The following is a 13480-nucleotide window of genomic DNA, read 5'->3' on the forward strand; positions in this document are numbered from 1 at the left end:
TAGTGCCGGGTGGCGGCTTCGCCTTACCCGGCCTACTCTTTACGGAGGACTATTTACCCCACAACCTCCGCGAATTATCCTCGATCTTGCTGCTTAAACGCCGCTTCTGCATCGTTCTTGTCCAGCTGGTCGATAGCCCCGCCGCCGACAGCAGGCGATGATACTGCTCGTCATCAAACGGCATATGCCAGGCAATGGCGCAGGCGTCGTAAACAGACACTTCACTCAGGCGTGATGCCAGCTCAAGCGGCGCATCCGCTGACACCTGCCCAGCCAGCACCACACGGTACAGCCAGCCGGTTTTACCCGCGCTTTGCATCTGAGCCGACATGTCATGAATACCGAAATGGAAGTTGAGCTTGAAGCACGGCGAGCGCGGCTGCGTCACCTGAATCAGGGCATCGCCCCAGCGGTAGATATCACCTATAAACACGTTCTTTTCGGTGAGCCCTTCGGTGGAGAGATTCTCGCCAAACGCGGGGGCGACGAAGAGGTCCGCCTGCTCGGGGAATTCGGTTTTCCAGTGCTGATAGTGCTCGCGCGGGTAGTGGCACAGTGCGCGCTCGGGCCCACCGTGGATCTTCTTTTCGGCCTGCTCGTCGCCCGTAAGCCCAAGGTCGTTTAACGTCAGCTCACCGTCGACCTGAATTTTGGCGATGGCGCTCGGGCGGCTGCCGTCGTACTCCCTTACCTTGCCTGTAAATACATTCACCGGGTAATGCATCGCTGCCTCCATTACGCAGATACAAAAAAAGCGAGCCATCAGACTCGCTTCTCACAGGCGTCAATGCAACCTTATTTTTTAGCGGCGAAACGCGCTGCTGCTTCGTCCCAGTTCACCACGTCCCAGAAGGCTTTGATGTAGTCCGGGCGACGGTTCTGGAATTTCAGGTAGTAAGCGTGTTCCCACACGTCCAGACCCAGGATTGGGAAGCCGGATGCGCCAGAGATCGCTTCACCCATCAGCGGGGAGTCCTGGTTTGCGGTAGAAACCACCGCCAGTTTGTCACCTTTCAGAACCAGCCACGCCCAGCCGGAGCCGAAGCGGGTTGCAGCGGCTTTTTCGAATTCCGCTTTGAAGTTGTCAACAGAACCGAAGTCGCGCTCGATAGCCGCTTTCAGGTCGCCCTGCAGGGTAGTACCGGTCTTCAGGCCTTTCCAGAACAGGCTGTGGTTTGCGTGGCCGCCCGCGTTGTTACGCAGCACGGTTTTCTTGTCCGCTGGCAGCTGGTCCAGCTTGGTGATCAGCTCTTCAACAGGCAGGTTAGCGAACTCTGGCAGGCTTTCCAGCGCGGCGTTCGCGTTGTTCACGTAGGTCTGGTGGTGTTTAGTGTGATGGATTTCCATCGTCTGCTTGTCGAAATGCGGTTCCAGTGCGTCGTAGGCATACGGCAGGGATGGCAGTGTATAACTCATAATCCTCTCCATTATTGTCGGGCGGCACAGCTGTTAATGCCGCGTAAGCAGTTGGTTCATTATAGTTAATTAAATGATATTGAAAATGATTATCAATGCCGTAGTTTTTATAAGGTTATTCAGTTTTCGATTAATAGCGGAAATGTGAGTCTGCTCACGCGGTTAACGTGCTGATTGCCATCCAGAACACCTGTGCGGCAACCTTCTGAAGGTTCCCGGACTGCCTAATTTTTACACTCCTCAAGTCGAAGAGAAGCCACTGACGATAAAAACGATGAGGGTGTAAAAATGAATCATGCGATTACGATGGGTATCTTCTGGCATTTGATAGGCGCTGCCAGTGCAGCCTGTTTCTATGCTCCGTTTAAAAAGGTGAGAGGCTGGTCATGGGAAACCATGTGGTCCGTTGGCGGGGTTGTGTCCTGGCTGATTTTACCCTGGACCATTAGCGCCATGCTGCTGCCCGATTTCTGGGGCTACTTCTCCTCCTTCAGCGCCTCCACCCTGCTGCCGGTGTTCCTGTTCGGCGCGATGTGGGGCGTCGGTAACATCAACTATGGCCTCACCATGCGCTATCTCGGCATGTCGATGGGCATTGGTATCGCGATTGGCATTACGCTGATCGTCGGTACCCTGATGACGCCAGTTCTCAACGGCAACGTCGAGGTGCTTATTAATACTCAGGGTGGGCGGATGACGCTCCTGGGCGTGCTGGTGGCGGTCGTTGGCGTAGGAATTGTGACTCGCGCGGGGCAGCTGAAAGAGCGCAAGATGGGCATTAAAGCCGAAGATTTTAACCTGAAGAAAGGTCTGCTGCTGGCGGTGATGTGCGGCATCTTCTCGGCCGGTATGTCGTTCGCGATGAATGCTGCCAGGCCTATGCATGACGCCGCCGCCGCGCTGGGCGTCGACCCGCTGTACGTTGCGCTGCCAAGCTATGTCGTGATTATGGGTGGCGGCGCGATGGTTAACCTGGGCTTCTGCTTCATTCGTCTCGCAAAAGTAAAAAACCTGTCGGTAAAAACCGACTTCTCGCTGGCAAAATCGCTTATCATCACCAACGCGTTACTCTCCGCGCTCGGCGGGCTGATGTGGTATTTACAGTTTTTCTTCTACGCCTGGGGCCATGCCAGCATTCCGGTGCAATACGACTACGTCAGCTGGATGCTGCACATGAGTTTCTACGTACTGTGTGGCGGGCTGGTCGGTCTGGTGCTGAAAGAGTGGAAGAACGCCGGACATCGTCCTGTTGGCGTACTGAGCCTCGGCTGCGTGGTGATCATTATCGCTGCCAATATCGTTGGGCTCGGCATGGCAAACTGATCACGACCCCTTTCGACTGCGATGACGCCACTGTACCGGCGTCATCCCCACCTCACGATTAAACACCACTGAAAAGTAGTTACTGTCTTCAAAGCCGCAGCACATCGCCACATCACTGACCATCCACTCCGTATGTTGCAGGAGATATTGTGCATGGCAGATGCGTAGCTGGCGCAGGTAGTGGTTGACCGTCATCCCGGTCAGGGTGCGGAACTGCTGGCGCAACGCGCGCTCGCTGCACTGCTCCTGCTCGCAGAATTTCTCCAGTATAAAGTTTTTATTCAGGCTGCCCGCAAGCGTGGTGATGAGCTTATCCAGCAGCGCTTCCTGCGTCGTGGCGGAGGGGTTATCAGTGGCGTAACGATGGCGCTTTAACGTCACCACCAGCTGGGCGAAAAGCAACTCCGCTAGCTGGTTAGAAACGGGGTCGTTCTTCTGGCTCTCCTGCTCCAGTTGAGAAATAACCTGCCGTACCTGAGCCATGCCGTTACTGCTTAAGCGCCAGTGCGGAGAACCCTTAGCATCAAGAAAACCCGGAATGCTTGCGGCCCAGTCTACGTTAAGCCTGAGCCTGTCCGGACAGTAAATAACGTTCTGCAGCACCAGGTCATTAACCGAGGCGTAGGAGTGTTTATCCTCCGCGCGAATGTAGAACAGATCTCCGCGCGTGATGCGGTAGGGACGGTCGTTGAGGATGTGCAGGCCGTTACCGCGCCATACCAGCACCAGCTCGCAAAACTCGTGGGTATGTTCGGCAAAGACATCTTGCGGGTAGCGGTCGGCCACCGTCACGGCCTGGCTCGCGGAGGCATAAAAATCATCTTTGCGAAGGATTAACTGAGCAGCCACACCACGACCTCTACGCCGAATAACCTGACACTATTAGCTTTTTTGCGGAAATAAAACGGTGACTGCCCTCGCGTTACTGAAGCATCACGTCTTTCCCCTGACGAATATCACGCGGCGACCAGTTAAATTCCCGGCGAAACAGCGTTGAAAAGTGATTGCTGTCGCCAAAACCGCAGCAATAGGCGATATCCGTAACGCTTTCGTCGGTATGACGTAAAAGATGACGCGCTTTGATCAGGCGCAGACGGTTGAGATATCGCTGCGGCGTCATACCGGTATGCTGCTTAAGCTGGCGATGCAGGGTGCGCAGCGACAGTGAAAAATCATCCGCAAGCGTTTCCCAGCAGACATCCTCAGCGAAATGATCTTCCAGCCAGGCCATCAGATGGTTCAGGCGCGCGTTGTTATCTTCCAGCCCTTCCACCAGGCTGCTGCGGCGCAGCAGCACCAGAAGCTGCATAAACAGCAGTTCGCGCGTGGCAATGGCGTGCGTCTCCCGCCCGTCCTCGCTCTGCTCCATTTGGCCGACCAGCTGACGCACCTGCTGCAGGGTGGACTGATTCACGCGCCAGTGCGACGGATAGTGTCCGTCTTGCTCCTGGGGCAACAGCTGATTCAGGCGCGAAAGAAACTGGAACGCATCCGGGGAACGGTAGAGCACATTAGTCAGATACAGGTTGTCGGTATGCTCATACAGGTGCCGATCGTGGTCGCGCACGAAGCACACCGTACCGCCGCTGATGGTATATGGCTGGCCATTGAAGACATGAATACCTGTCCCGCGCTCAACAATCACAATTTCATGAAAATCATGGTGATGCTCCGGGAACGCGGCCTGAGGAAGCCGTGGCTCAATCGCGACAGGCGCCCCTCCTGAAGGAAAAAAATCCACGCTGTGCAGTACGGTCATAACGGCCTCCACCAATGAAAAATGTTCTCAAAATAGTAATTAAGGCCTTCCGCACTCACCTTCAATTTTTGGCAGTAAACCTCGCAAAAGCTGTCCATTTTTCAAGAAACAGGGGGAAAGATCGGGAAATGCGGTCAGCGTCACACTGCCTGAAAATCCCGCCACCACTGGAAACTGTGAACTCCCTCACATTCACCTTTGCTTTCTTGCCAGCGCGAGATTTGGCCTGTCAGTGGTGAGAAGGTGACTTTTTCTTCCCTTTTTTACACTCACCGCTAATGACTTAAGAAAGGACCCGACTATGACTTTTCGCCATTGTGTGGCTGTCGATTTAGGCGCATCCAGCGGGCGCGTAATGCTCGCGAGCTGGGACCGTGAGCAGCACACGCTTGCGCTTCGCGAAATGCACCGTTTCGCCAACTGCCTGCAAAAGCAGGACGGTTTTGTTGCCTGGGATATCGATGCCCTGGAGGCGGAGATCCGTATCGGACTGAACAACGTCTGCAACGATGGTATTCGCATCGACAGCATCGGCATTGATACCTGGGGCGTGGACTACGTTCTGCTTGATAGCCATGGCGAACGCGTCGGCTTGCCAGTTTCTTATCGCGACAACCGCACCGATGGCCTGATGGCGCACGCTATCGCCCAGCTTGGCAAGGACAACATCTACAGACGCAGCGGCATTCAGTTTCTGCCGTTTAACACGCTTTATCAGCTGCGCGCTTTGGTCGAGCAACAGCCAGAGCTGGTGGCGGACGTGGCCCATGCGCTGCTGATCCCGGACTACCTGAGCTATCGCCTGACCGGCAACATGAACTGGGAATATACCAACGCCACCACCACGCAGTTGGTCAACATCAACTCGGATAACTGGGATGAACATCTGCTGGCCTGGACGGGAGCGTCGCCTTCCTGGTTCGGTACACCAACCCACCCGGGTAATGTGATCGGTCACTGGATTTGCCCACAGGGGAACGCAATTCCTGTCGTTGCCGTCGCCAGCCACGATACCGCCAGCGCGGTGATTGCTTCCCCACTTGCGAGCAAAGACGCGGCTTACCTCTCTTCCGGTACCTGGTCGCTGATGGGCTTTGAGAGCAAAACCCCGTACGCCAGCGATGCTGCCATGGCCGCAAACATTACCAACGAAGGGGGTGCCGAAGGCCGCTACCGCGTACTGAAAAACATCATGGGGCTGTGGCTGCTCCAGCGGGTACTGAAAGAGCAGAACATTACCGACCTGCCTGCGCTTATCGCCGAAACCGAGAAGCTGAAGGCCTGCACGTTCCTGATCAACCCGAACGATGAGCGCTTTATCAATCCGGCGCACATGAGCGCCGAAATTCAGGCCGCCTGCGTCGAGGTCGGGCAGCCGGTGCCGTCCAGCCCTCCCGAACTGGCGCGCTGCATTTTTGACAGCCTCGCCCTGCTGTATGCCGACATCCTCAGCGAGCTGGCGAGCCTTCGCGGAAAACCCTTCAGCCAGCTGCATATCGTGGGCGGCGGCTGCCAGAACCAGCTGCTGAACCAGCTCTGCGCCGATGCCTGCGGCATCACCGTGGTGGCAGGTCCCGTGGAGGCCTCCACGCTCGGCAATATCGGCATTCAGCTGATGACTCTGGACGAACTTTCCAACGTTGACGACTTCCGTTCGGTGGTGACGGCGAACGCCAGTCTGACCACCTTCACACCCAATCCCTGCCATGAAATTGCTCGCTTTCGCGCGCAGTTTCAGCAAAACCGACTGACTAAGGAGCTTTGTGCATGACAACTCAATTAGAACAAGCCTGGGATCTGGCTAAACAGCGTTTCGCCGCCGTCGGCGTGGATGTCGAAGAGGCGCTGCGCCAGCTCGACCGTCTGCCCGTCTCCATGCACTGCTGGCAGGGCGATGACGTCGCTGGCTTCGAGAACCCAGGCGGTTCCCTGACGGGGGGTATTCAGGCCACGGGTAACTATCCAGGCAAAGCGCGCAACGCGACCGAACTGCGCGCCGACCTTGAACTGGCGCTGAGCCTGATCCCGGGGCCAAAGCGCCTGAACCTGCATGCAATCTATCTCGAATCCGATGAGCCGGTGGCGCGCAACGAAATCAAACCGGAACACTTTAAGAACTGGGTAGAGTGGGCCAAAACCAACAGGCTGGGCCTGGACTTTAACCCGTCCTGCTTCTCACATCCGCTGAGTGCGGACGGTTTTACTCTCGCCCACGCGGACAACGACATCCGCCAGTTCTGGATCGATCACGTGAAGGCCAGCCGCCGCGTTTCGGCATATTTCGGCGAGCAGCTCGGCACACCGTCGGTGATGAACATCTGGATCCCGGACGGCATGAAGGATATCACCGTCGATCGTCTGGCTCCGCGCCAGCGCCTGCTGGCCGCGCTGGATGAGGCTCTCAGCGAGAAGCTGGACCCGGCGCACCACATCGACGCCGTCGAGAGCAAGCTGTTCGGTATAGGCGCCGAGAGCTATACCGTGGGCTCGAACGAGTTCTATATGGGTTACGCCACCAGCCGCCAGACCGCGCTGTGTCTGGATGCTGGCCACTTCCACCCGACCGAGGTGATCTCCGACAAAATCTCCGCCGCCATGCTCTACGTGCCGCGTCTGCTGCTGCACGTCAGCCGTCCGGTGCGCTGGGACAGCGACCACGTGGTGCTGCTGGATGACGAAACCCAGGCGATTGCCAGCGAAATCATCCGCCACGACCTCTTTGACCGCGTACACATCGGCCTCGACTTCTTCGATGCCTCCATCAACCGCATCGCGGCGTGGGTTATCGGCACCCGCAATATGAAGAAAGCCCTGCTGCGCGCGTTGCTGGAGCCAGTCGCCACGCTGAAGCAGCTGGAGGCTAACGGTGACTACACCGCACGTCTGGCGCTGCTGGAAGAGCAGAAATCCCTGCCGTGGCAGGCAGTGTGGGAGATGTACTGCCAGCGTAACGATGCCCCGGCGGGCAGCCAGTGGCTGAACAACGTGCGGGCGTATGAGAAAGACGTTCTCGCCGCTCGTCAGTAAAAACATCGCCCGGCAGCACGTTGCCTGCCGGGTCTACGGGTAAGAGCAGGCCGGGTAAGCGTAGCGCCACCCGGCATTTTCAAAGGAACCACAGTATGCAGACTATCACCCACTCCTGGTTCGTCCAGGGCATGATCAAAGCCACCTCCGACGCCTGGCTGAAAGGCTGGGACGAGCGCAACGGCGGCAACCTGACGCTGCGCCTGGACGACGCGGATATCGAACCTTTCGCGGCCGATTTCCACGCGAAGCCGCGCTATATCGCGCTGAGCCAGCCGATGCCGCTGCTCGCCAACACGCCGTTTATCGTCACCGGTTCCGGCAAGTTTTTCCGTAACGTCCAGCTCGACCCGGAGGCCAACCTCGGCGTGGTGAAAGTGGACAGCGACGGCGCGGGTTACCACATTCTGTGGGGGCTGACGGATGAAGCGGTGCCCACCTCCGAACTGCCGGCGCACTTCCTCTCCCACTGCGAGCGCATCAAAGCGACCAATGGCAAGGACCGCGTGATCATGCACTGCCACGCCACGAACCTGATCGCCCTGACCTACGTGCTGGAAAACAGCGCCGATGTCATCACCCGCAAGCTCTGGGAAGGCAGTACCGAGTGTCTGGTGGTATTCCCGGATGGCGTGGGCATTCTGCCGTGGATGGTACCGGGTACCGACGAAATCGGCCAGGCAACCGCCGTTGATATGCAAAAACATTCTCTGGTGCTATGGCCGTTCCACGGCGTGTTCGGCAGCGGTCCAACGCTGGATGAAACCTTTGGCCTGATCGACACCGCCGAGAAATCAGCGGAAGTGCTGGTGAAGGTGTACGCCATGGGCGGCATGAAGCAGACCATTCCCCGGGAAGCGCTCATCGCCCTCGGCAAGCGCTTTGGCGTGAGCCCGCTGCAATCCGCGCTGGATTTATACGCATAAGGCCTTTGCAGGACAAACATTGATCGTTAAGGAGAATTATCATGAGCTTTATGTTGGCGCTTCCAAAAATCAGCCTTCACGGCGCGGGCGCAATCGGCGATATGGTCAATCTGGTAGCGAACAAGCAGTGGGGAAAAGCGCTGATTGTCACCGACGGCCAACTGGTGAAGCTGGGTCTGCTCGACAGCCTGTTTACCGCGCTGGACACCCATCAGATGTCGTATCACCTGTTCGATGAGGTGTTCCCGAACCCAACAGAAGCGCTGGTGCAAAAAGGATTTTCGGCTTACCGGGACGCAGAGTGTGATTACGTCATTGCCTTTGGCGGCGGCAGCCCGATTGATACCGCCAAGGCGATTAAAATCCTCACCGCTAACCCCGGCCCGTCAACCGATTATTCCGGCGTCGGCAAGGTGAAAAATGCGGGGGTGCCGCTGGTAGCGATCAACACCACCGCAGGGACGGCGGCGGAGATGACCAGTAATGCGGTGATCATCGACTCCGCGCGTCAGGTGAAAGAGGTGATCATCGACCCGAACATCATCCCGGATATCGCCGTGGACGATGCCAGCGTCATGCTGGATATTCCGGCCTCCGTGACCGCCGCAACCGGTATGGACGCATTAACCCACGCCATTGAAGCCTATGTGTCCGTTGGCGCGCACCCGCTGACCGATGCCAACGCTCTGGAGGCGATTCGCCTGATCGGCCTCTGGCTGCCGGAAGCGGTTGATAACGGTCATAACCTTGAGGCGCGCGAGCAGATGGCGTTTGGCCAGTATCTGGCGGGTATGGCGTTTAACAGTGCGGGTCTGGGTCTGGTACACGCCCTGGCGCACCAGCCGGGCGCGACGCATAACCTGCCGCACGGCGTGTGCAACGCCATTCTGCTGCCGATCGTCGAAAGCTTTAACCGCCCGAACGCAATCACCCGCTTCGCCCGCGTGGCGCAGGCGATGGGCGTCGATACCCGCGGCATGAGTGATGAAGCCGCCAGCATGTCCGCCATTCAGGCAATTCGCGACCTCAGCGCTCGCGTCGGCATTCCTGCGGGCTTCAGCCAGCTCGGCGTCACTAAAGCCGATATCGAAGGCTGGCTGGATAAAGCCCTCGCGGATCCGTGTGCGCCATGCAATCCGCGCACCGCCAGCCGCGATGAAGTCCGCGAGCTCTATCTGGAGGCATTATGATCCGCAAAGCGTTTGTGATGCAGGTGAACCCGGACGCGCACGAGGAGTACGCGCGTCGCCACAATCCAATTTGGCCCGAGCTTGAAGCGGTGCTGAAAGACCACGGCGCTCACCACTACGCCATTTATCTCGACAAAGCACGTAACCTGCTGTTTGCGACCGTGGAGATTGAATCGGAGGAGCGCTGGAGCGCGGTAGCGAATACCGACGTCTGCCAGCGCTGGTGGAAACATATGGGCGACGTCATGCCGTCGAACCCGGATAACAGCCCGGTGAGTGCGGAGCTTAAAGAGGTCTTTTACCTGGACTGATGTGTTAGCGCTGCCGCCCCCGCGGCGGCGGCAATCTCCTGCCTGCTGCTCAGCGTAAACGTCGACACCACCGTAATCGCCAGCACGAAACAGCCCAGCATCAGATACGTCTCCTGGAAGCCGATCCGGTCATACATATTCCCGGCAAAAGCGGAGAGAATAATCGCCGCCGACTGTTTGGCAAACTGGAAGCCGATCAGATAGATAGTCGCCGACAGTCGGGTATCAAACACCCCGGTGATGTACTTGAAGGCGCCCACCAGCAGGAACGGGACTTCCAGCGCGTGCAGCATCTTGAGGGCAATCACCTCCACGGCAGTGGTGGCGAACGACGAGCCGATAATGCGCGTCGCCATAATCACCCCGGCGATCAGCAGCGTGTTCTTCGCGCCGATGCGGTTAATGATCCACGGCGAACAGAACATAATGATGGCATTACAAATCTCCCCGGCAGTCGTTGCGAAACCAAAGGCGCGGGTCCCCTCCTGCGGCGTGGCGAAGAAGGTTTTAAAGAAGGTGGCAAACTGCTGATCGAAAACGTCATACACGCAGGCCACGCCAATCACGTAGAGGATAAACATCCACATTCTGCGCTGGCGGAACAGGTTGAACACGGTTTTTGCGGTGATTTGCGGCTGGTTCGCGCCCAGGGCATTCATGACCTGCGCCGTCTGGTTGGGCTTCGGCTTCGCGACCACCAGCAGCAGCATTAGCAGCAATGCCGCTGCCGATCCCATCCAGAAAACATACGACGGATCGATGCCGAACAGGATGCCGCCCGTGGAGGCGCACAAGCCCCAGCCGAGGCAGCCAAACATCCGCGCCTTGCCGTATTCAAAGAAGCTGTTGCGGCTCACGCGTTCGATGTAGGCCTCAATCGCCCCCGATCCGGCCGAAAATACAAAACCGATATACAGCCCGCCGCTCAGCGCGCCCAGCCAGATATTGGCTTTTAGCAGCGGCGCGAAGACGTACAGGAAGAACGGTGCGAACAGAACCAGCAGCACCGCGATGATCCACAGAAGGTGTTTTTTCAGCCCCAGCTTGTCCGAAATAACGCCCAGTAGCGGCTGGAACGCGATGGCCGACAGCGAGATGCAGGAGAAGACAATCCCGGTATGGGTTTTATTCAGGCCGATGATGTCCGACAGCCAAATCGGCAGGAACGGAAAGCAGGTGGCCATGATAAAGAAGTAGAGAAAGAAGAACAGCCCGAAGATCCAGAAGTTAGGGTTGTCTTTGTGGGTACAGGTTGTTGTGTTCATTATTTTTATCCTCAACGGAGGGCCGGCTGCCCGGCCCGTCACCTTTACACGCGTTCAACGCCAATCAGAACGGCGGTTTCCGGATCCAGAATCGGCAGCGCAATGCCCGCCTGCATCAGCCACTCGCCGCTCACCGTTTGCGGCGTTTCCATCCACGCTGGCAGCTTGCGCATGGTGTGCCCTCCCTCGCCCGTAATCTGAATATTCGGGTGATCGAGCAGCATGACGCGGTACCGCGCGCTAGCCTCCAGCCCCGCCATGCGCAGCGGCATCATCAGGCTGTAATCCGGCATCGCGAGCTGGCTGACCATAAACAGCCCCTGCGCCTTATCTTCGCTCACCATCCCTTGCGCCAGCGTGGTGGCATCCGGCATATCAATACGCCACTGGGTACCATGGTGGATCACCTCTCGCCACTGCTTGTGCAGCGCGGCGTAATGGCGATAGCCTTCGCGCTCCTGCGCGTCCACGGTGAGCGGATCCAGCTCCAGCCCCATATGGCCAAACAGGGCCGTCAACCCGCGAAACTGGATGCTATGCTGGCGGAAGGTGGCGTGACATTTATGATGACCGATATGCGCGCCCATCACCTCCGGCGGGAAGAAGTAGCTCATGCCGCGCTGGATGGTGCTGCGCTCCAGCGCGTCGTTGTTGTCGGACGCCCAGAAGCGGTGGCTGCGGGTCAGTACCTCATAATCAATGCGCCCACCGCCGGAGGAGCACGATTCAAACTCAATATGCGGGAAGCGCTCGCCCAGCACGTCCAGCAGGCGGTAAAACTGGCGGGTCTGCGCGTCGGCAGCGGCTTTACCGTTGTGTCCCGGCTGCACCAGCTCGCGGTTCATGTCCCACTTCACGTAGTCGACCGCATGCTCGCCCAGCAGCCAGCTCATGCGCTCCACCAGGTAATCAAAGGCCTCCGGGATGTTGAGATTGAGCACCAGCTGGTGTCGTCCGGTCGCCTGGGGATAGCCCGGCAGCGCCAGTACCCAGTCAGGATGCGCGCGGTACAAATCGGAATCCGGATTGATCATCTCCGGCTCTACCCAGATGCCAAACTCCATGCCGAGCCGCTTGACGTGGTCGATCACCGGCGTCAGGCCGTTCGGGTATTTCTTCTCATCCAGATACCAGTCGCCCAGCGCGGCATGGTCGTCATTACGGCCTTTGAACCAGCCATCATCAATGATGAAGCGCTCCACGCCCAGGGCGGCAGCCTCATCGGCCATGCGCATGATGTACTCCGGATCGTGGTTGAAGTAGATCCCTTCCCAGGTATTGAGGTGCACCGGGCGCGGTTTGTTTTCCGGGAAGCGGATGACGTTGTTGCGCAGGTAGCGATGGAACGGCTGGCTCATGCCGTTCAGGCCCTGCGTGGAGTAGCTGGCATACAGGCGCGGCGTCCAGAGCGTATCGCCCTCCTCAACCACCATTTCACCCGGCAGGTAGAGCGCTTCGGCCTGCAGGTAGCGACGACCATCGGTTTTCGCTTCCGCGCGCAGGCGGTGATTACCGCTCCAGCCCAGATGCACGCCCCAGACGTCACCCTGCATTTCGCTGAACGACGACGTACCGGCAATCAGCGCCGGGAAGTGCTCGTGGGAGGTTTTACCCCGGCGGTTTTCAATCACGAAGCTGTCGTGTTCAAGCTTTACGCGGTGCGGCTGGAATTCACGGATCCAGCGTCCGTGGAAGGCCATCACCTCCTGCGCGCGCTCGGCCACCGGCAGCGTGACGGCGAAACGGTCCACCTGCCAGGGGATCGCTTTCAGATTCGTTAAACCGTGACGAACCACCAGCACGCCGCTGGCATCCAACGCCAACTCGCTGGTCAGGCGCAGTCCCGCATGCTCATCTTCGGCGGTTATCGTCAGGGTATTTACGCCCTGCTGCACCTGGGTGGTTTTGAACACCGGGGAACCGTCCAGCCCCTGGCGATGCCCCTCAATGCCCGGCGAGCCAAACAGGCCATGCCCCAGCTCGGCCATCAGCGTGACCGGGGAGTCGACGTCAAGCCTGCCGTTGGCAACAGGACGCGCGAGCAGAGCAACATCTTGCGGCGAAAAGTGCCGAAGGTGAGGCCCCCAGTAGAGAATTTCGGCGAACGGATGGGTTTTAATCACCACGTCTACCATCGTGGTTTCGAGACGTAAAACGGAATCTTGCATCAGACATCTCCTGTCATCGGGATGATCTGAGTGTTGATCCGAAACGTTTCGGATACAAACCAAAACGTTTCGGTTCTGTGATCGGCTTTAAAATT

12 protein-coding genes are annotated in these 13480 nt (G+C 58.1%); 6 read left to right on the forward strand and 6 right to left on the reverse strand.

The annotated features are described in order from the left end of the window. Positions 1-49: 49 nt before the first annotated feature. Together yiiM and sodA are read right to left on the reverse strand one after the other, a co-directional pair. Positions 50-724 (reverse strand): 6-hydroxyaminopurine reductase, encoded by a 675-nt coding sequence (gene yiiM / locus KGP25_RS23890; RefSeq protein ID WP_223540608.1) that lies wholly within the window; start codon positions 722-724, stop codon positions 50-52. A gap of 71 nt (positions 725-795) precedes the next feature. After that, on the reverse strand, positions 796-1416 hold the full coding sequence (sodA, locus tag KGP25_RS23895; protein ID WP_003861999.1) for a superoxide dismutase [Mn]: 621 nt from the start codon (positions 1414-1416) through the stop codon (positions 796-798). A gap of 288 nt (positions 1417-1704) precedes the next feature. On the opposite strand from sodA, the gene rhaT reads away from it, so the two are divergent. Further along, complete coding sequence (rhaT, locus tag KGP25_RS23900; RefSeq protein WP_223539702.1) at positions 1705-2739, forward strand: L-rhamnose/proton symporter RhaT; 1035 nt, start codon at positions 1705-1707, stop codon at positions 2737-2739. On the opposite strand, the gene rhaR is transcribed toward rhaT, so the two are convergent. After that, entirely contained in the window at positions 2740-3588 is an 849-nt protein-coding gene (rhaR, locus tag KGP25_RS23905) for an HTH-type transcriptional activator RhaR (protein ID WP_045909109.1), read from the reverse strand. Positions 3589-3661: 73 nt separating this feature from the next. Continuing rightward, positions 3662-4498, reverse strand: coding sequence for an HTH-type transcriptional activator RhaS (rhaS, locus tag KGP25_RS23910; RefSeq protein ID WP_223539703.1), 837 nt, complete (start codon positions 4496-4498; stop codon positions 3662-3664). 301 nt (positions 4499-4799) lie between these two features. Here rhaS and rhaB point away from each other — a divergent pair, with 301 nt between their 5' ends. The 5 genes from rhaB to rhaM all read left to right on the forward strand — a co-directional run bounded on the left by rhaB (position 4800) and on the right by rhaM (position 9952). Continuing rightward, entirely contained in the window at positions 4800-6269 is a 1470-nt protein-coding gene (gene rhaB / locus KGP25_RS23915) for a rhamnulokinase (RefSeq protein ID WP_048028384.1), read from the forward strand. Beyond that, positions 6266-7525, forward strand: coding sequence for an L-rhamnose isomerase (gene rhaA / locus KGP25_RS23920; protein ID WP_045909105.1), 1260 nt, complete (start codon positions 6266-6268; stop codon positions 7523-7525). Before rhaB ends, rhaA begins: the two co-directional genes overlap by 4 nt. A 95-nt stretch (positions 7526-7620) precedes the next feature. Then, entirely contained in the window at positions 7621-8451 is an 831-nt protein-coding gene (gene rhaD / locus KGP25_RS23925) for a rhamnulose-1-phosphate aldolase (protein ID WP_048028382.1), read from the forward strand. 41 nt (positions 8452-8492) lie between these two features. Further along, the gene (gene fucO / locus KGP25_RS23930; protein WP_223539704.1) at positions 8493-9641 is read left to right on the forward strand and encodes a lactaldehyde reductase; all 1149 of its coding nucleotides are present in this window, start codon (positions 8493-8495) and stop codon (positions 9639-9641) included. After that, positions 9638-9952, forward strand: a complete 315-nt coding sequence (gene rhaM / locus KGP25_RS23935) for an L-rhamnose mutarotase (RefSeq protein ID WP_048226835.1) — start codon at positions 9638-9640, stop codon at positions 9950-9952. Before fucO ends, rhaM begins: the two co-directional genes overlap by 4 nt. On the opposite strand, the gene KGP25_RS23940 is transcribed toward rhaM, so the two are convergent. Next, positions 9940-11217, reverse strand: a complete 1278-nt coding sequence (locus KGP25_RS23940) for an MFS transporter (protein WP_223539705.1) — start codon at positions 11215-11217, stop codon at positions 9940-9942. The genes rhaM and KGP25_RS23940 overlap by 13 nt on opposite strands. Before the next feature lie 44 nt (positions 11218-11261). Then, positions 11262-13385, reverse strand: coding sequence for an alpha-galactosidase (locus tag KGP25_RS23945; RefSeq protein ID WP_223539706.1), 2124 nt, complete (start codon positions 13383-13385; stop codon positions 11262-11264). Positions 13386-13480 lie beyond the last annotated feature (95 nt).

The organism is Enterobacter sp. JBIWA003, from assembly GCF_019968825.1.
Taxonomy (GTDB): Bacteria; Pseudomonadota; Gammaproteobacteria; order Enterobacterales; family Enterobacteriaceae; genus Enterobacter; species Enterobacter quasiroggenkampii.

Excerpts from the sequence above, each read along its gene's own strand:
- KGP25_RS23945 (WP_223539706.1), bottom strand. The coding sequence starts at position 13,385 with ATGCAAGATTCCGTTTTACGTCTCGAAACCACGATGGTAGACGTGGTG.
- rhaS (WP_223539703.1), bottom strand. The coding sequence starts at position 4,498 with ATGACCGTACTGCACAGCGTGGATTTTTTTCCTTCAGGAGGGGCGCCT.
- rhaB (WP_048028384.1), top strand. The coding sequence starts at position 4,800 with ATGACTTTTCGCCATTGTGTGGCTGTCGATTTAGGCGCATCCAGCGGG.
- rhaD (WP_048028382.1), top strand. The coding sequence starts at position 7,621 with ATGCAGACTATCACCCACTCCTGGTTCGTCCAGGGCATGATCAAAGCC.
- yiiM (WP_223540608.1), bottom strand. The coding sequence starts at position 724 with ATGCATTACCCGGTGAATGTATTTACAGGCAAGGTAAGGGAGTACGAC.
- KGP25_RS23940 (WP_223539705.1), bottom strand. The coding sequence starts at position 11,217 with ATGAACACAACAACCTGTACCCACAAAGACAACCCTAACTTCTGGATC.
- sodA (WP_003861999.1), bottom strand. The coding sequence starts at position 1,416 with ATGAGTTATACACTGCCATCCCTGCCGTATGCCTACGACGCACTGGAA.
- rhaT (WP_223539702.1), top strand. The coding sequence starts at position 1,705 with ATGAATCATGCGATTACGATGGGTATCTTCTGGCATTTGATAGGCGCT.
- fucO (WP_223539704.1), top strand. The coding sequence starts at position 8,493 with ATGAGCTTTATGTTGGCGCTTCCAAAAATCAGCCTTCACGGCGCGGGC.
- rhaM (WP_048226835.1), top strand. The coding sequence starts at position 9,638 with ATGATCCGCAAAGCGTTTGTGATGCAGGTGAACCCGGACGCGCACGAG.
- rhaA (WP_045909105.1), top strand. The coding sequence starts at position 6,266 with ATGACAACTCAATTAGAACAAGCCTGGGATCTGGCTAAACAGCGTTTC.